Raw genomic sequence first — 16621 nt, 5'->3', positions numbered from 1 at the left:
TCAGCAGGACGATGGGCGTTAATGCGCGGTCAGTGCGCTTTAACCCCTACCTCCATAATCTCGGTCAAAACACCTTGCATATCCTTGGGATGCACAAAGAATATGAGCGTCCCATGCGCGCCAATACGTGGTTCGCCTAGCACCCGCTTGCCCATCTTTTCAAATTCCGCCTTTGCGGCGTGAATATCAGGCACCTCGTAACACATATGATGCTGCCCACCTGCAGGGTTCTTTTCAAGAAACGCTGCGATGGAGGCATTCCCCGGCAAAGGCTCGATAAGCTCTATCTGTGTTCCATTCATCGCGCCATCCGCGCCGGGTGTATCGACAAAACAGACCTTAACGCCTTGATCCGGCAGATCGAACGGCGCATGAATTTTCGTCGCGCCCATCACGTCGCGGTAAAATACGATGCTGTCAGCTATGGAAGGCGTTGCAACGCCGATATGGTTGAGACGGCCGAGTTTCATACTACATCCTCACAACGGAATATTATCATGCTTCTTCCAAGGGTTTTCCAAATCCTTGTTCCGCAATTTCCGTAAACCCAGCGCAATCCGCTTGCGCGTCGAGTGCGGGTAGATCACCTCGTCGATGAAGCCCTTGCTCGCCGCTACAAATGGATTGGCGAAGCGGTCTTCATATTCCTTGGTCTTTTCAGCGATTTCTTCGGGTCCAAGACCACGGAAGATAATTTCAACTGCACCCTTTGCACCCATCACCGCAATTTCAGCAGTTGGCCATGCGTAATTGAGGTCGCCGCGCAAATGCTTTGACGCCATGACGTCATAAGCGCCGCCATAGGCCTTACGGGTAATGACGGTAATTTTAGGCACAGTCGCTTCGGCATACGCAAACAGCAGTTTGGCGCCATGTTTGATGATGCCGCCATATTCCTGCGCGGTGCCTGGCAAAAAGCCCGGAACGTCGACGAAGCTTATGATCGGAATTTCGAACGCGTCGCAGAAACGCACAAAACGCGCGGCTTTCTTTGAGCTATTGATGTCAAGAACACCCGCCAGCACCATCGGTTGATTGGCCACGATGCCCACAGTGCGGCCCTCAATACGGCCAAAGCCGATGATGATATTTGCTGCGTGTGTTGGCTGCACCTCGAAGAAATCGGCCTCATCGACCGTTTTGCGGATAAGCTCGTGCATATCATAAGGCTGGTTGGCGCTTGGCGGGATAAGCGTATCAAGGCTGGGCTCGATGCGGTCCCACGCGTCTTCGGTTGGGCGCTCTGGCACACCAGCACGGTTATTCTCGGGCAAATAATCAAAGAAGTCGCGAACCGAAAGAAGCGCCTCAATATCATTTTCGAACGCATTGTCGGCAACGCCCGACTTCGTCGTGTGCGATATTGCGCCGCCAAGTTCCTCCTGCGTCACCACTTCGTTGGTCACCGTTTTGACCACATCAGGGCCAGTGACAAACATATAGGAGCTGTCCTTCACCATGAAGATGAAGTCGGTTATTGCCGGGCTATACACCGCACCACCAGCGCATGGTCCCATGATAAGGCTGATTTGCGGGACAACACCGCTCGCCAAGACGTTGCGTTGGAACACTTCGGCATAGCCGCCCAGCGAGGCAACACCCTCTTGAATTCGCGCCCCGCCGCTGTCGTTCAGGCCGATGACTGGGGCGCCGACCTTCATCGCATTATCAAGGACTTTGCAGATTTTCATGGCATGCGCTTCGGATAGCGAACCACCAAATACAGTGAAATCCTGACTGTAGACATAAACCAAACGGCCATTGATCGTGCCGCTGCCGGTGACAACGCCGTCGCCCAGTATCTTTTGATCGGCCATGCCGAAATCCGCGCAATTATGCGTGACATACGCGTCAAGCTCTTCGAAGCTGCCTTCATCGAGCAAGATATCAAGCCGTTCGCGGGCGGTCAGGCGTCCCTTGGCGTGCTGCGCATCGATACGCTTTTGCCCACCACCCAATTTCGACGCCGCACGACGTGCTTCCAGTTCAGCAATATTGGCCGACATGGCATTCCCCATAATCAATTAAGTTGCCCAAAGCTTTGGCATCCTGCCGTAGAAATTGCAAATTAATCGTACGATTAAAAATCACCTAGCAAAGCCCGAGATTGAAAGCTGCAATAATTCCAAAAGCACGTTATAGGGCCACATCATGGAATTTATGCATCCCATTAAAGTCGCGGCTTTATATCGCTTCGTAGCGTTTGAAGCGCCTGAAGAATTGCAGACACGCATTCATGAAAAATGTATCGCGGGAGGCATCACGGGCACGATATTGCTCGCGCGGGAGGGTATTAACGGGACAGTCGCAGGCGACCCCGATGCTATCGATGCCCTTATTGCATTTTTGCGGTCAATTCCCGGCTGTACCGAACTTGATGTAAAATATTCGCACGCCAAGGAAATGCCCTTCTACCGCATGAAGGTCCGTCTCAAGAAAGAAATCGTAACGCTGGGCGTCGATGGCATTGATCCCAAACGTGAGGTGGGCACTTATGTGCAAGCTGACGATTGGAATGCCTTAATCTCTGATCCAGATACCGTGTTGATTGATACGCGTAATGATTATGAAGTTGCGATTGGGACGTTTGAAGGCGCAATTGACCCGCGCACCAAATCATTTAGTGAATTCCCCGAATGGTTTCGCGCACATCGCGAAGAGCTTGCAGCAGGCAAAACAAAGTTTGCCATGTTCTGTACTGGAGGCATCCGGTGCGAAAAATCGACAGCTTTCCTTAAGGCCGAGGGCATAGATGAAGTCTATCACCTTGAGGGCGGCATACTGCGCTACCTCGAAAATATCCCCGAGGCGGAGAGTAAATGGCAAGGCGAGTGCTTCGTATTCGACGAGCGTGTCTCCGTCACGCATGGGCTAGAGCTCGGCGAAATGGAGCTATGCCACGCATGTCGCCGGCCAATATCGCAAAACGACAAGCTATCAGGACATTTTGAGGAGGGCGTGTCGTGCCCGGCGTGCGTTGCCGAACGTACTGAAGAGGACCGCGCACGCTTTGCAGAACGGCAAAGACAGATTGCTCTGGCCAAGAAACGCGGCAAGCAACATATCGGCGTCATCCCGCGAGCGGATGACTGACCTTCCAATCCTCTACAGCTTCCGTCGGTGCCCCTACGCCATGCGCGCCCGCATGGCTGTCGCAGTTAGCGGCGTGACAGTCGAGCTGCGCGAGATCGTGTTACGCGACAAGCCAAACGAAATGCTGGAGGCCTCACCCAAGGGAACCGTTCCCGTGCTCGTACTTCCCGACGGCCAAGTCGTTGAAGAAAGCATCGACATCATGCGCTGGGCGCTCGTTCAGAGCGATCCTGAGTGCTGGCTAGGTCACGAGGCATCTGACTTGATCACGGTTAATGACGGCCCTTTTAAGCAAGCCCTCGACCGGTATAAATATCCCCACCGTTACGGGCTTGCCGATGGCATAGTGCATCGCAATGCAGCAGGTGCGCATCTGGAGATGCTCGAAAATAGGTTGTTAGCTGCGCCTTACTTAGCAGGGTCAAAATGTGGATTTACTGACATCGCCATATTTCCGTTCGTCCGTCAATTCGCTGCTACCGACGCAGGCTGGTTTACGGCACAGCCCCTACCCGCTGTGCAAAACTGGCTTTCCTCACTTGTGAGCAGCGATCTGTTCACTCACGTTATGACGCGCTATCAACCATGGAAAGCGGGCGACGCGCCCATCTTCTTCCCCTGACTATTTCATCAGCACCAATTCTTCAGACATGCTGGGGTGCAATGCCACCGTGTCGTCGAAATCCTGCTTGGTCAGTTTTGCCTTAACCGCAATCGCAGCGGCTTGAAGAATTTCGCCGCTGTCAGGGCCAATGAGGTGAAGACCAACCACGCGTTCCTCGGGGCCAGCTACCACCATTTTGTACAATGCCCGTTCGTTCCGGTCGGCAAGAACATTTTTCATTGCCCGAAAATCGCTTTTATACACCTTGACGTCAGCATGTTGCGCGCGTGCCTCTGCCTCGGTCAGACCAACACTAGCAATGGGCGGGTTGCTGAATACGGCGGTGGGAATGCATTCATAATTCACCGTACGCGGGTTGTTTCCAAATACACTGTCGGCAAAGGCGTGGCCTTCACGAATGGCAATTGGCGTTAGCTGCACACGGTTGGTAACATCGCCAACGGCATAAATGCTCGGCACATTGCTCCGGTTGTCCTCGCCGACCATCACGGCGCCGTCCTTCCCCAACTGAACGCCAATGTCCTCAAGCCCAAGTCCGATAGTGTGTGGTGTGCGTCCGATGGCCCATAACAACAGATCGGTCTCAATCGTGCTTCCATCGGTGTTTTCAATCAACAAGCTGCCGTCATCCTGCTTGATAATGGATTTGAAACGAAAGTTGAAACGAATAACTATACCCTTATGCCGACTAATCTGAACAAGCTTGTCGACAATTTCATCATCATAGCTGCGCAATACGCGGTCACCATGCGTTACAAGATTAACTTTGACGCCCAGTTCATTAAAAATACCTGCAAATTCATTGGCAATGTACCCGCCACCAGCAATCACTGCGCGCTTGGGTAATTCCGGTAGGCTAAATACTTCGTTCGAGGTGATACCATGGCCGGCGCCAGGAATATCCGGAACAGAAGGCCACGCACCGGTCGCAATCAGAATATTTGCTGCCGAAATGGTGCGCCCGCTGGAAAGCTGAAGGCTGTTTGTACCCGTCAAAACAGCTCTCTCGTGGAATATCTCAACCTTATTGCTACCCAACGTCTGGCCATAAAGGCCCTCCAATCGGTTTACCTCAGCAGCCACATTGTCACGCAATATGTTCCAATCGAAAGTCGCTCCTTCTGTAGTCCAGCCAAAACGCTGCGCGTCCTTCAAATCTTCAGCAAAGTGGGAACCATATACCAACAGCTTTTTGGGTACGCAGCCTCGGATTACGCATGTGCCTCCTACGCGGTGCTCTTCGGCTACAGCAACACGCGCGCCGTGCGATGCGGCGATCCGAGAAGCGCGGACGCCGCCGGAGCCCGCGCCAATGACGAAAAGGTCGTAATCAAACTGAGCCATGTATATTTCTTTCTTAGGTGTCCGCGATATGGTCAAACATGCATGCTTTTACCAACGAGAATTCTCGCGCTGTCTTATCGAACAAACGCGCGTTGCTTAGATCTCCTCAAGCGCCGCCTCGATCAGCGCTGTAGTGGACGGATCAAAGCCGCTTGGTCCGTTGTCCGTGATGCTTTTGGCAATTTGCTTACCGAGTTCAACGCCGAATTGGTCAAAGGGGTTTATACCCAACAAAGCTGCGTTGACGAACGTACGATGCTCGTAAAAGGCAATCAATGCGCCGACTGTTGACGGTGTGACGTCATCCAGCAAGATCGTTGTTGAAGGCCGATTGCCAACATAATTGCGCGCCAAATCATCGGATTGCTGCCCTGCCATCAATGCCGCGCCTTGGGCAAAGCAGTTGACCAACAAAGTCTCATGATGGGCGGTGTCAAAATCATGCCCTGGCGTTTTGCTGGCGATGAATTCAACGGGAATAAGGTGCGTTCCTTGATGCAGAAGTTGGAACACGGCGTGTTGCGCATCGGTGCCCACGCCACCCCAAGTGACTGGCGCGCTGTTCCGGCCCAGCGGAACGCCATCGGCGGTAACTGATTTACCGTTCGATTCCATTTCAAGCTGCTGCAGATAGTCGGGCAACAAGCGCAAGCGCTCATCATAAGCAAACACTGCCCGCGTCTGGCACGACTTAGTCTGGGCATAATAAAGATCAGCAAATGCAGCCATTGTTGGCGCGTTTTCCAATACAGGGGCATCGCGGAAATGCCGATCCATCGCGTCCGCGCCCTCTAGCAATTCGGCATACACCGACCAGCCAAGGCCAAGTGCAACTGGAAAGCCAATCGAGCACCATAAGGAATACCGTCCGCCAACGGCTTCGTTAAAAGGCAATATGCGGCTTTCGTCGATGCCCCACTCAATAGCTTTATCTGGATAAGCGGTAAGCGCCACGAACTGCGCATATGGGTCCGCAACACCACCCTCACGCATCCACTCCATGGCGCTTGTGGCATTGAGCAAAGTTTCGGTCGTGGTGAAGGTTTTGGATGCAACAGCAACAATGGTCTTATGCGGATCCATGTTTTTCACCGCTTTGGTGAGCGCTGCACCATCAACATTTGACACAACCTTGACATCATACCGCGCGCCGTCGCGCACAAGCGCATCGACGAGTAACTTTGGACCAAGCGCTGATCCGCCAATGCCGATATGCAATATGTGCTGAATATCTCCCATAAAGCCAGCATCAATTGCCTCTACTAACCCGCGCATTCTGTCCTGAAGGGCACGTGCATGCGCAACAGAATTCGCATCACCATTACCGCGTTCTGCAGGATGCTCGGCTGCGCGGCCTTCTGTAACGTTGATGGCGAAACCAGAGAACAAAGCTGCTTTTAAGCCGTCAAGCTCCATGTCCGCCGCAAGCTTTTCAAATTGACCAAGCACGATGCTGTCGAGATGCGTCTTCGACAAATCGAACCTTAAGCCTGACAACTGGATAGTCATTTTCTCGACGCGATCCTTGTCCGACTTGAAGAGATCGATAAGCGATTGTGGCTGATGCTTTTCCAGTCGTGTCCAGGGGGTGTCAGTCATTTTTTGTCCCTTAAATTATGGCATCGCGGCCGACAGTGAATCTCGGCACTGGCAAATAACGCGCCTACGCTGTAAAAGACCAGTCAATCTGTCGCTAGCCGACCTTTTTTTTGCGAGAATTTGTGACTTCAACCACCGAAAAGCCGGACGATGTAGCTGCGGCAGTGTCCGAAACACGGGCTGCGCCAACACAAGCGTCCGAATGGCGCGAATATGGAAGCTTCCTTTTAAAGCTCGCTTTGTTCGTGTTCGTGTTGCGCAGTTTCATCGTTTCGCCATTCAACATTCCGTCTGAATCGATGCAACCACGCTTATTGATTGGGGATTATCTGCTGGTAGCAAAATGGCCTTATGGCTATTCAAAATATAGCCTGCCGCTATCGTTACCAATCATTCCAGGCCGTATTTTTGCCAGCCAACCAACGCGTGGTGATGTCGTTGTTTTCAAAGCGCCTATGTCGAACGGCACCGACTATATTAAGCGCGTCATTGGTCTTCCCGGTGACGTCATTCAAATGCGCGGCGGCATATTGGAAATCAATGGAGTAGCGGTAAAAAAGGAGCGCATTGCCGACCTTGTTATCCCTGTTACCCAAAATATGCGGGACACAGCTGAGCTTGACCGTAATCCTTTCCCTTGCTGGCGGCCCGATATGGAGGAACCCAGCGCCGACGGTGGTTCACAATGTCGTTATCCACGATATCGCGAGACATTGCCCGAGGGCAAAAGCTATGAAATATTGGACCTGCAAAACGGCCTTGAGGGTGACAATACCAAGGCCTTTGTTGTCGGGGAGGATGATCTATTCCTGATGGGTGACAATCGTGACCGCAGTGCAGACAGTCGGTGGACGCCCATAGACAAGCCCGGCGCCATTGGCATTGTACCGCAGAAAAATTTAATCGGCCGGGCGCTTGTATCTGTTTTCTCGACCGATGGGTCGTCGCATTGGTTGCTGCCGTGGACTTGGTTCACTGCAATGCGGCCCGAACGCATTGGACGTGGATTTTGATTGGCAGCGATCAGGAGATCTGGCTGGCGGAACTGCTTCCTGAGCAGCCATCGGATTGGGATCTGTATAGCCGCGCATTAACCCATGGAAGCACTGGGCAACCGGATTATCAGCGCCTCGAATTTTTGGGCGATCGAATATTGGGCCTCGTCATAGCTGACATGCTGTATCACCGGTACAGCGACGAAGCAGAAGGGCGCTTGTCGCATCGTTTAAACGCCCTTGTATCCGGCGCAACATGCGCCGAAATTGCTCGAAAAATTGGCCTTGCGGCTTATTTGCGGCTTGGGAAGCAGGCCCGTGACGATGGTGCTCAACAAAGTGAGAATGTGTTGGGTGACGTCATGGAAGCAATTATTGGTGCGCTATATATTGACCATGGCCTAAATGCTGCGCGCAAGCTTATAGAACAGTTCTGGGCGCCACTTCTTGAAACCGCAAATGGCGCTCCCAAGCACCCTAAATCCGAATTACAGGAATGGTGCGCCGCCCATGGACGCAAGGTTCCAGAATATGTTGTCACAAAAAAAGAAGGCCCTCCCCACGCTATGATATTTGAAATCACCGTTACCGTGAAGGGTTTTACCCCCGTCACTGCGAGCGCGAACAGCAAACAGGCCGCCGAAACCGCCGCAGCACTGGCCTTTTTGGAGACCAACGCATGACCAAGAAGTGCGGACATGTTGCTATTATCGGCGCGCCAAATGCCGGAAAGTCGACCTTGGTCAACGCTCTCGTCGGGCAAAAGGTAGCTATCGTCAGTCCAAAGGCACAAACTACCCGTACGCGTATGTTGGGCGTGGCGCTGGCTGGCGAAACGCAGATCATTTTAGTCGATACACCGGGAATTTTTGCGGCACAGCGTAGGTTTGATCGCGCCATGGTCGCGGCGGCATGGGATGGCGCGGGCGACGCCGACATGATCGCATTGATCGTCGATGGCCGGGCTGGTGCTGGACCAAAGGTGGAAAAAATTCTCGATGGTCTAAAAAACCGGCCTGAACGTAAATGGCTTGTTTTGAACAAGGTCGATATTGCAGCCAAGGATAAGCTGCTCGCGCTCACGACGAAATTGACCGAAAAATGCGCGTTTGAGCAGATCTATTATATCAGCGCGGCAACCGGTGACGGCCTTGAAGAATTCAAAACCGCGCTTGCCGACAATATGCCTGAGGGAGAATGGCATTTCCCTGAGGATCAAGTGTCAGATGCCACAGACCGGTTGATCGCCTCCGAAATCACGCGGGAACAGCTCTATCTGCAACTGCACGAAGAACTGCCATATGCAAGTGCGGTTGAGACCGAAAAGTATAGCGAGCGTGAAGACGGGTCGCTGGAAATTCACCAGCAGATACTCGTTGCCCGGCCGACCCAGCGTGCGATTGTATTGGGCAAAGGTGGCACGCGCATTAAGGCGATTGGCGAGGCAGCACGCCTTGAGCTGGCAAAGCTAATGGGTATTAAAGTTCATCTTTATTTGCATGTAAAAGTGCATGCCAAATGGGACGAAGACCGCAGCCTATATCGCGATATTGGGCTTGAGTGGGTGGAGTAACAGAAGCCCTGACGCGCCAACAGGTCCGCTGAACGCGCTTCAGCATCTTACTTCGCAAAGGACGTTCCGGTTGTCTGAAGTAGGGCTAGTTACTCCGCTTTCTTTGTTTTAGGGGCAGACTTTGGCTTTGCCGCTGCTTTCTTTGGCGCAGCTTTCTTTTTCGGCGCAGCCTTTTTCTTCACCTTGCCCTTTGGCGGCATAGCTGCACGTGCATCGATTAGCTGCGCGGCTTCTTCAAGTGTAAGCGCATCAGGCGAAATCGACTTGGGCAATGTCGCATTGGTGGTGCCGTCGGTCACATAAGGACCAAAGCGGCCCTCCATGAGCTTGATTTCAGCTTCAGTGCGCGGATGCTTGCCTAATTCTTTCAACGGTGCGCGTGCGGCACCCCGCCCACGGCCTGGGTTAGCCAAAGCTTCGGCCAACTTCACAACCGCGCTGTTCATTCCGGTTTCGAACACCTCGGTGGTTGACTGCAAACGGGCATATTTACCATTATGTGCAAGGTAAGGCCCATAACGACCAATGCTTGCCATCACTGGTTCACCGCTTTCTGGGTGTGTCCCGATGGTGCGGGGCAATGACAGCAGCTTCACAGCCCATTCTAACCCAATATCTTCTGCCGGGATATCTTTCGGTATTGAGGCTCGCTTTACATCAGTGCCCTCGCCCGTTTCAAAATAAGGGCCAAAGCGCCCAGATTTTCGAGTGACTTCCAATTGGGTTTCAGGATGCTGACCTAGAATCTCGGGGCCGGTATCTTCACCATTTTCGCCCCCGGGCTGTGCAAATTTTCGGGTATATTTGCAGTCGGGGTAATTGGAGCACGCAACAAACGCTCCAAATTTTCCGCCGCGCAAGGCAAGCCTGCCCTCCCCACATTTGGGGCAAAGTCTGGGATCAGTTCCGTCTTCGCGTTTGGGAAAGAGATATGGTGATAAGAATATATCAAGTTCGGCTGTAACCTCTGACGGTTTCTGCTCCATGACCTCAGCCGTCTTCGGTTTAAAATCACGCCAAAAAGCCTCAAGAAATGACTGCCAATTGGCACGGCCACCACTAATTTCATCCAACTGATCCTCTAGCCCAGCGGTGTAATCATAAGCGACATAACGTTCAAAAAACCGTTCAAGAAATGCTGTAAGCAATCGCCCAGATTCCTCTGCAAAAAAACGATTTTTTTCCACACGTACATATGTGCGGTCTTTTAGAACCTGAATAGTTGACGCGTATGTCGATGGGCGGCCGATCCCCAACTCTTCAAGACGCTTCACCAGCGTCGCTTCAGAGAAACGCGGTGGCGGCTGCGTAAAGTGCTGGATCTTTTCCGCAGCGTGCTTCGCAGGCGCGTCGCCAACGGCCATGGCTGGCAAGATGGCGCTGTCTTCGCTGTCACTATCGTCGCGGCCTTCTTCATACACGGCAAGGAAACCAGGGAATTTCATGACTTGTCCGGTTACGCGTAACCCTGTTTGCCCGGTGCCATCAAGAAAATCGATTGTGGTGCGTTCCATCCGCGCCGAGGCCATTTGGCTTGCCATTGCACGTTTAAAAATCAGGTCATACAGGCGACCATGATCCCCTGAACCTGCTTTGTCTTTATTGAAATCAGTTGGACGTATTGCCTCATGCGCTTCCTGCGCATTCTTCGCCTTCGTTTGATAAACGCGAGGTTTCTCAGGCAAATATCCACTGTCAAAGCGGTCGGAGATGGATTTACGCGCGGCGGAAATAGCGCTGTGGTCCATCTGGACGCCATCGGTCCGCATGTAGGTAATCGCGCCGTCTTCATATAGGCCTTGCGCGATACGCATCGTATGGCTTGCGGAAAAACCAAGCTTACGCGCGGCTTCTTGCTGCAAAGTGGACGTCGTGAAGGGCGGTTGTGGATTGAGGGTGACAGGTTTGGTCTCAACGGTCTCGACGGTAAATTTGCCCGCTTCCACTGCAAGGCGGGCTTGCTCTGCGTCCCCCTCAGTTTTCAAATCCATCTTGTCGAGCTTCTTGCCAAGATACTGGATCAAACGGGCATCAAATTTTTGGCCCTTATGCTCCATGCCAGCTTTGACGGACCAATATTCCTGCGCACGGAACGCCTCGATTTCGCGTTCGCGTTCAACGATTAGGCGCAACGCGACCGACTGCACACGCCCGGCAGATTTCGCGCCGGGCAATTTGCGCCACAAGACAGGCGAAAGAGTAAAACCGACCAGATAATCGAGTGCGCGGCGGGCGCGATAGGCATCGATGAGGTCCACATCAAGTGCGCGTGGGTGCTTCATAGCATCGGTCACGGCTTGTTTGGTAATGGCGTTAAAGGTTACGCGGCCAACCTTTGCCGGCAGCACTTTTTTCTTCGCGAGCACTTCCTGCACATGCCAGCTGATTGCCTCACCTTCGCGATCGGGGTCGGTCGCAAGGATTAAGCTATCTGCCTTCTTGGCCTCGTCCGTGATTGCCTTGAGCTGCTTGGCCTTGTCGGTATAGTTGTCCCAGAGCATTTCAAACCCATTGTCAGGGTCGACCGATCCATCCTTGGGCGGCAGGTCACGGATATGGCCGTAAGAGGCCAGCACTTTGAAGCCGGGGCCCAAATATTTCTCGATCGTCTTGGCTTTTGCAGGTGATTCAACAATGACTAATTGCATGATATTTTGTGCTTTTCTAAAATCTCTCGCGTACGCGTACAGGCTGATGGGGTAAGGCGCCCCCCGTCAAGATGAAAAATGCGATTTTATTTCATGCTGTAAAACGAACCTTGCCGCCTGCCCCGCGCTCCAATTTTCCGGCCAACTCAAATTCCAGTAATACCATCTGGATAGTTGCTGGACTGCTTCCGGATTGCCGCACCAATTCATCGACCGAAACATAGGTCTGCCCATCAGGTCGATAACTGCGCTGCGTTCGGCGTTGCTACCGTCGTCGGATATCTTTGGAGCTAGATTGGCGTGGGATGCAGCCTGCCCAAGCATACGACTGTCGATCGGACGGATCATCTCTACAATCTCAGATGCATTTTGCGCAAGAGTTGCACCATTCCGGATAAGCTGGTTGCAGCCGCGGAATCGCGGATCAAGTGGTGATCCTGGAACAGCCATGACCTCACGCCCGGCCTCCGCTGCAAGCCGCGCCGCACAAGGTCAGGTAACGCCTCAAGAGCGGCCTTTGCACTGCCGAAGCGCGACATGAGCTGGCTATAACTAACAGGCCCAATATTGGGTGACTTTACAAGCGGAGCTGATCAAAATGGACCTGGCTGCCAAAAGTCACCGCAGTCAGCTTTTGCTTGCGCCGATGCGGGGCTCTGTTCCATCAATCAAGCGCCCAATGTTACTGCGGTGCTTCCAAAAAACTATCAGCGTGCACGCGGTAAGCATCGCAACCAAATCATAATGACCGAGGATTGCAGCGGCAATAGGTGCGCAGAGTGCCGCTGCCAGACCGGCCACCGATGAAATACGTGAAAACGCAAGAGCACCAACCCACACCGACGCGTAAATGAGCCCACCCGGCAAAAACAGGCCAAACAAGATGCCGCCATAAGTGGCAGAGCCTTTGCCACCCTTGAACCCAAGCCACACAGGGTACAGATGGCCGAAAATCGCGCCTGCAGCTGCGAGTATCTCTCCCCCAGGGAGATAATAGGTGGTTAACCACACCGCACAAAATCCTTTGAGCATATCCAGAATCAATGTGAGTGCAGCCATACCCTTGCGTCCTGTGCGCAAGACGTTGGTGGCGCCGATGTTCCCTGAACCGATTGTTCGGATGTCGCCACCACCGGACAAGCGAGTCAGGAGCAAACCGAAAGGGATGGCGCCAAGCGCATATCCAAGCACAAGACCGGCAACCATGTTGAACCAAAGATCACTCACCACACGAATCCTCTAAATATCTGTATTACGTAGCTGTTTTGTTCCGCATGCTCAAGGCTGTCGGCTTGCCAGCACAGCCGCTACCGTTTATCGATACCGCATGTCGATTGTTCCAAGCAGGGCCCCGATTTTGTTTTTTGATTCCGGCATTGGCGGGCTTTCGGTCCTGAAAGCCGTCCAAGCCGCTTTGCCCAACGCTCCAATTGTTTTTGCAGCCGATTATGCAGGGCTGCCTTATGGAACCAAAACCGAGGCAGAGATTTCGGCGCGGGTCCCTGCTTTGCTCGGCCGCTTGGTTGAACGTTACCGGCCACGTCTAGTTACGATTGCCTGCAACACCGCGTGCACAATCGCACTGGTCCATGTGCGGGCGGCGTTAGACGTGCCGGTGGTGGGTACTGTTCCGGCCATTAAACCAGCGGCCGAAGCAACGCAAAGCGGTGTTATTGGGCTATTGGGCACCGATGCGACAGTCCGCCAAACTTACGTCGACAAACTCCATAAAGACCATGCACCTAACATGAAGTTGCTCCGGCACGCTGCGCCAGAACTTGTAAGCGCAGCCGAAGTAAAAATGCGCGGGGAACAAGTTGATCCAGCAGTTTATGTGCGGGCCATGGCTGGGCTGATGGAGCAGCCAGATGGGGCACGACTTGATGTCGTTGTGCTTGGTTGCACGCATTTCCCTCTGGTAGAGGATGAGTTACGCGCTGCCGCGCCGCATGTGACATTTGTTGACGGCGCAGCAGGCATCGCACGGCGCATTAACCATCTGACAATGGACCACACTTGGCCGGTTGATCCCGAGGAAGGAACTTTCGTAACAACTGGTCCAGCTGCTGCGCTAAACACGTTGCTTCCGGCATTGTCTGGCTTTGGTTTGACACGAATCTCATCACTCTGAACGCAACTATTACAATAAAGAAACTCGAATGACGCTTGTTGCAAGTCGTTCGCGCTAGATTTTTGCATTTTCCGCGATTAATGGGCAAGAGCAAGCCGCGTGTGCGGTCCAACCGACGGGGTCAGTATCCGTGAATTACAAAGCATTTTTTGAAAAAGCGATTGACCGGCTTCATTCCGAAGGCCGCTATCGCGTTTTTATCGACATTCTGCGGAACAAGGGTAATTACCCTAACGCGCGGTGCTTTGCCGGACATAACGGACCCAAAGACATAACCGTGTGGTGCTCGAACGATTATCTTTGCATGGGGCAACATCCGGATGTCATTAGCGCGATGGAAAACGCGCTCCACGACGTTGGTGCTGGATCTGGCGGCACACGTAACATCGGCGGCAACACCCACTATCACGTCGAACTGGAACATGAGCTGGCCGATTTGCATGGCAAGGATGGAGCTTTGCTATTCACATCTGGCTATGTTTCGAACGACGCGACCTTATCCACGCTCGCCAAGGTTCTGCCGGGTTGCATAATCTACTCAGATGAACTCAATCATGCATCAATGATTGCTGGCATCCGAAATGCAGGCTGTGAAAAGCGCGTGTGGCGGCACAACGACCTCGCCCATCTCGAAGAATTGCTGGCGGCCGACGATCCAGATGTGCCAAAGCTAGTTGCGTTCGAAAGCGTCTATTCGATGGACGGAGATGTAGCACCTATCGGAGCGGTTTGCGATCTTGCAGACAAATATAATGCGCTGACCTATTGTGACGAAGTGCACGCCGTTGGCATGTATGGCGCGCGTGGCGGTGGCATTTCCGAACGGGATGCTGTCGCTGACCGCGTAACAATTATCGAAGGTACGCTGGGTAAGGCTTTTGGAGTTATGGGCGGCTATATCGCGGCTGACCAGAATATCATCGACGTTATCCGTTCTTATGCGCCTGGTTTTATCTTCACGACGTCATTGTCGCCGGTGTTGGTCGCCGGTGTGTTGGCCGCAGTGCGCCATTTAAAGTCTTCAAGCGAAGAACGCGACGCGCAGCAGGCAAACGCAGCGATGCTCAAAAAACTGTTTTTTGATGCCGGCCTGCCCGTGATGATGAGCAACACCCACATCGTGCCGTTGATGGTTGGTGACCCTATCAAAGCCAAGAAGATCAGCGACATTTTGCTCGCTGAATATGGCGTCTATGTGCAGCCAATTAATTACCCAACAGTGCCGCGCGGCACCGAGCGGTTGCGCTTCACACCTGGACCTCAGCATAATGAGGATATGATGCGTGATTTGACTGCGGCGTTGCTCGAAATTTGGGGCCGGATGGAAATCCCTGTCGCTCAGGCAGCTTGAGAAAGTAGCTTCATAAATACGTTCAGATCGACATTTCCGCCTGACAGCGTAATCGCGGTTTTGCCCTTCGGTTGAATTTTACCTGCAAGCACAGCGGCAAGCGCCACTGCCCCACCGGGTTCAACGACAAGATGCAGTTTTTCAAACACCACACGCATCGCTGTGATGACTTCGCCTGTTGTAACGGACACTCCGTTGGACACGCGTCGGCGCAATATCTCAAAATTAACAGGATAAGTTTGCGGCGTTTGCAGTGCGTCGCAATAGGTTGCGTGCGTCAAGTCTTTTACGGGTAGGATTTCGCCTGCCTCAAGCGACCTTATGATGTCGTCCCAGCCTTCGGGCTCAACGATCGCAATGTCTGCGTCGGGACAGGCCAACGCTAGACCAGAGGCCAGACCACCCCCGCCGCAGCATGAGACAATCATGTCGGGACCGCCCAAACCAAGCGCTGCAAGCTGCTCTGCGATTTCAATGCCAGCAGTGCCCTGCCCTTCGATTACCCATGGATCACCAAAGGCATGCACCAATGTCGCGCCATTTTGGGCGATCAAACCGGCGGCAACTTCATCACGCGATTCGGTTGCACGGTCGTACAGCACAACCTGGGCACCCAAGGCTTTGGTAGCCTCCAGTTTCATAAGCGGCGCATTGGAGGGCATGATGATTGTGGCAGCTATACCAAGCTTCTTTGCAGCCCACGCCACGCCTTGGGCATGGTTGCCGCTGGACACGCCAACAACGCCGCGTGCGCGTTCTTCTTTATTTAAGTCGGACAGTCGATGCCAAGCGCCGCGTATTTTAAACGCGCCGACGGGTTGTAGCATTTCGGCCTTGCACCAAAGCGTTACGCCATCCACCTCAAGCGGCAATAACGGTGTTTTAGGCAGAATACCGGCAATTTTGGTCATAGCCCGCTGCACACCTTCATGCGTTGGCGTCTTGATGGCCGCAGCCAATTCTTGTCCTGTCATAAAAGGCCCCTATATGCGTGCGCTGAACGAATCTCTGATAAGAGGAAACTGCAGATGAGCAAGATATTGGTAATCGGCGCAGGCGGCGTCGGGTCGGTTGCGGTCCACAAGATGGCTATGAACCCGGATATCTTCAGCCACATCAGCCTTGCAAGCCGCACCAAATCGAAATGCGACGCGATCGCAGCGTCAGTTAAGGACCGCACTGACGTTGATATCGACACCTATGGCCTTGATGCCGATGATGTCCCCGCGACAACTGCGCTGCTGAACCAAATCAAGCCAAGT

The 16621-nt window shown here is 53.2% G+C and carries 15 protein-coding genes and 1 pseudogene; 8 read left to right on the top strand and 8 right to left on the bottom strand.

Annotated features, from left to right (window positions below; translation table 11 throughout):
- Window positions 1-29: 29 nt before the first annotated feature.
- Together mce and QE270_RS04495 are read right to left on the bottom strand one after the other, a co-directional pair.
- On the bottom strand, window positions 30-470 hold the full coding sequence (gene mce / locus QE270_RS04500; protein ID WP_300035811.1) for a methylmalonyl-CoA epimerase: 441 nt from the start codon (window positions 468-470) through the stop codon (window positions 30-32).
- A 9-nt stretch (window positions 471-479) separates the two neighbouring features.
- Complete coding sequence (locus QE270_RS04495) at window positions 480-2006, bottom strand: acyl-CoA carboxylase subunit beta (RefSeq protein ID WP_300035808.1); 1527 nt, start codon at window positions 2004-2006, stop codon at window positions 480-482.
- A 145-nt stretch (window positions 2007-2151) separates the two neighbouring features.
- Here QE270_RS04495 and QE270_RS04490 point away from each other — a divergent pair, with 145 nt between their 5' ends.
- On the top strand, window positions 2152-3093 hold the full coding sequence (locus QE270_RS04490; RefSeq protein WP_300035805.1) for a rhodanese-related sulfurtransferase: 942 nt from the start codon (window positions 2152-2154) through the stop codon (window positions 3091-3093).
- On the top strand, window positions 3086-3715 hold the full coding sequence (locus QE270_RS04485; protein WP_300035802.1) for a glutathione S-transferase: 630 nt from the start codon (window positions 3086-3088) through the stop codon (window positions 3713-3715). Before QE270_RS04490 ends, QE270_RS04485 begins: the two co-directional genes overlap by 8 nt.
- On the opposite strand, the gene gorA is transcribed toward QE270_RS04485, so the two are convergent.
- The gene (gorA, locus tag QE270_RS04480; RefSeq protein ID WP_300035799.1) at window positions 3716-5062 is read right to left on the bottom strand and encodes a glutathione-disulfide reductase; all 1347 of its coding nucleotides are present in this window, start codon (window positions 5060-5062) and stop codon (window positions 3716-3718) included.
- Between the two features lie 96 nt (window positions 5063-5158).
- Window positions 5159-6661, bottom strand: a complete 1503-nt coding sequence (pgi, locus tag QE270_RS04475; protein ID WP_300035796.1) for a glucose-6-phosphate isomerase — start codon at window positions 6659-6661, stop codon at window positions 5159-5161.
- Between the two features lie 164 nt (window positions 6662-6825).
- Between pgi and lepB the strand changes: the two genes are divergently transcribed.
- The 3 genes from lepB to era are packed head-to-tail and all read left to right on the top strand — an operon-like array spanning window position 6826 to window position 9229.
- On the top strand, window positions 6826-7674 hold the full coding sequence (lepB, locus tag QE270_RS04470) for a signal peptidase I (protein ID WP_300035874.1): 849 nt from the start codon (window positions 6826-6828) through the stop codon (window positions 7672-7674).
- Complete coding sequence (rnc, locus tag QE270_RS04465; protein WP_300035793.1) at window positions 7671-8339, top strand: ribonuclease III; 669 nt, start codon at window positions 7671-7673, stop codon at window positions 8337-8339. Before lepB ends, rnc begins: the two co-directional genes overlap by 4 nt.
- A complete protein-coding gene (gene era, locus QE270_RS04460) occupies window positions 8336-9229 on the top strand; it encodes a GTPase Era (protein WP_300035790.1) in 894 nt (297 codons plus the stop codon). Before rnc ends, era begins: the two co-directional genes overlap by 4 nt.
- 89 nt (window positions 9230-9318) lie before the next feature.
- Here the strand turns inward: era and topA are convergent, their stop codons facing one another.
- The 3 genes and pseudogenes from topA to plsY all read right to left on the bottom strand — a co-directional run bounded on the left by topA (window position 9319) and on the right by plsY (window position 13083).
- Window positions 9319-11877: a type I DNA topoisomerase gene (gene topA, locus QE270_RS04455; RefSeq protein WP_300035787.1), complete on the bottom strand. Its 2559-nt coding sequence runs from the start codon at window positions 11875-11877 to the stop codon at window positions 9319-9321.
- 91 nt (window positions 11878-11968) lie between these two features.
- Window positions 11969-12360, bottom strand: a pseudogene (locus QE270_RS04450) (DNA-protecting protein DprA); the annotation flags it as partial.
- Between the two features lie 144 nt (window positions 12361-12504).
- A complete protein-coding gene (gene plsY / locus QE270_RS04445; RefSeq protein WP_300035869.1) occupies window positions 12505-13083 on the bottom strand; it encodes a glycerol-3-phosphate 1-O-acyltransferase PlsY in 579 nt (192 codons plus the stop codon).
- A 121-nt stretch (window positions 13084-13204) separates the two neighbouring features.
- On the opposite strand from plsY, the gene murI reads away from it, so the two are divergent.
- Both murI and hemA read left to right on the top strand, forming a co-directional pair.
- Complete coding sequence (murI, locus tag QE270_RS04440; RefSeq protein WP_300035784.1) at window positions 13205-14008, top strand: glutamate racemase; 804 nt, start codon at window positions 13205-13207, stop codon at window positions 14006-14008.
- A 130-nt stretch (window positions 14009-14138) separates the two neighbouring features.
- Window positions 14139-15359 (top strand): 5-aminolevulinate synthase, encoded by a 1221-nt coding sequence (gene hemA, locus QE270_RS04435; RefSeq protein WP_300035781.1) that lies wholly within the window; start codon window positions 14139-14141, stop codon window positions 15357-15359.
- Here hemA and QE270_RS04430 read toward each other — a convergent pair.
- Window positions 15347-16333 (bottom strand): pyridoxal-phosphate dependent enzyme, encoded by a 987-nt coding sequence (locus tag QE270_RS04430; RefSeq protein WP_300035778.1) that lies wholly within the window; start codon window positions 16331-16333, stop codon window positions 15347-15349. The genes hemA and QE270_RS04430 overlap by 13 nt on opposite strands.
- A 54-nt stretch (window positions 16334-16387) precedes the next feature.
- On the opposite strand from QE270_RS04430, the gene QE270_RS04425 reads away from it, so the two are divergent.
- On the top strand, window positions 16388-16621 hold a 234-nt coding region (locus QE270_RS04425; RefSeq protein WP_300035775.1), incomplete at its 3' end, for a saccharopine dehydrogenase NADP-binding domain-containing protein.

The organism is Sphingorhabdus sp. (assembly GCF_029865925.1).
GTDB lineage: Bacteria > Pseudomonadota > Alphaproteobacteria > Sphingomonadales > Sphingomonadaceae > Sphingorhabdus_B.
This window is presented reverse-complemented; position numbering and strand designations above follow the sequence as displayed.

What these genes read in the sequence shown, in the direction of transcription:
- mce (WP_300035811.1), bottom strand. Translation starts at nt 470, where the DNA reads ATGAAACTCGGCCGTCTCAACCATATCGGCGTTGCAACGCCTTCCATA.
- QE270_RS04495 (WP_300035808.1), bottom strand. Translation starts at nt 2,006, where the DNA reads ATGTCGGCCAATATTGCTGAACTGGAAGCACGTCGTGCGGCGTCGAAA.
- QE270_RS04490 (WP_300035805.1), top strand. Translation starts at nt 2,152, where the DNA reads ATGGAATTTATGCATCCCATTAAAGTCGCGGCTTTATATCGCTTCGTA.
- QE270_RS04485 (WP_300035802.1), top strand. Translation starts at nt 3,086, where the DNA reads ATGACTGACCTTCCAATCCTCTACAGCTTCCGTCGGTGCCCCTACGCC.
- gorA (WP_300035799.1), bottom strand. Translation starts at nt 5,062, where the DNA reads ATGGCTCAGTTTGATTACGACCTTTTCGTCATTGGCGCGGGCTCCGGC.
- pgi (WP_300035796.1), bottom strand. Translation starts at nt 6,661, where the DNA reads ATGACTGACACCCCCTGGACACGACTGGAAAAGCATCAGCCACAATCG.
- era (WP_300035790.1), top strand. Translation starts at nt 8,336, where the DNA reads ATGACCAAGAAGTGCGGACATGTTGCTATTATCGGCGCGCCAAATGCC.
- topA (WP_300035787.1), bottom strand. Translation starts at nt 11,877, where the DNA reads ATGCAATTAGTCATTGTTGAATCACCTGCAAAAGCCAAGACGATCGAG.
- plsY (WP_300035869.1), bottom strand. Translation starts at nt 13,083, where the DNA reads ATGGTTGCCGGTCTTGTGCTTGGATATGCGCTTGGCGCCATCCCTTTC.
- murI (WP_300035784.1), top strand. Translation starts at nt 13,205, where the DNA reads ATGTCGATTGTTCCAAGCAGGGCCCCGATTTTGTTTTTTGATTCCGGC.
- QE270_RS04430 (WP_300035778.1), bottom strand. Translation starts at nt 16,333, where the DNA reads ATGACAGGACAAGAATTGGCTGCGGCCATCAAGACGCCAACGCATGAA.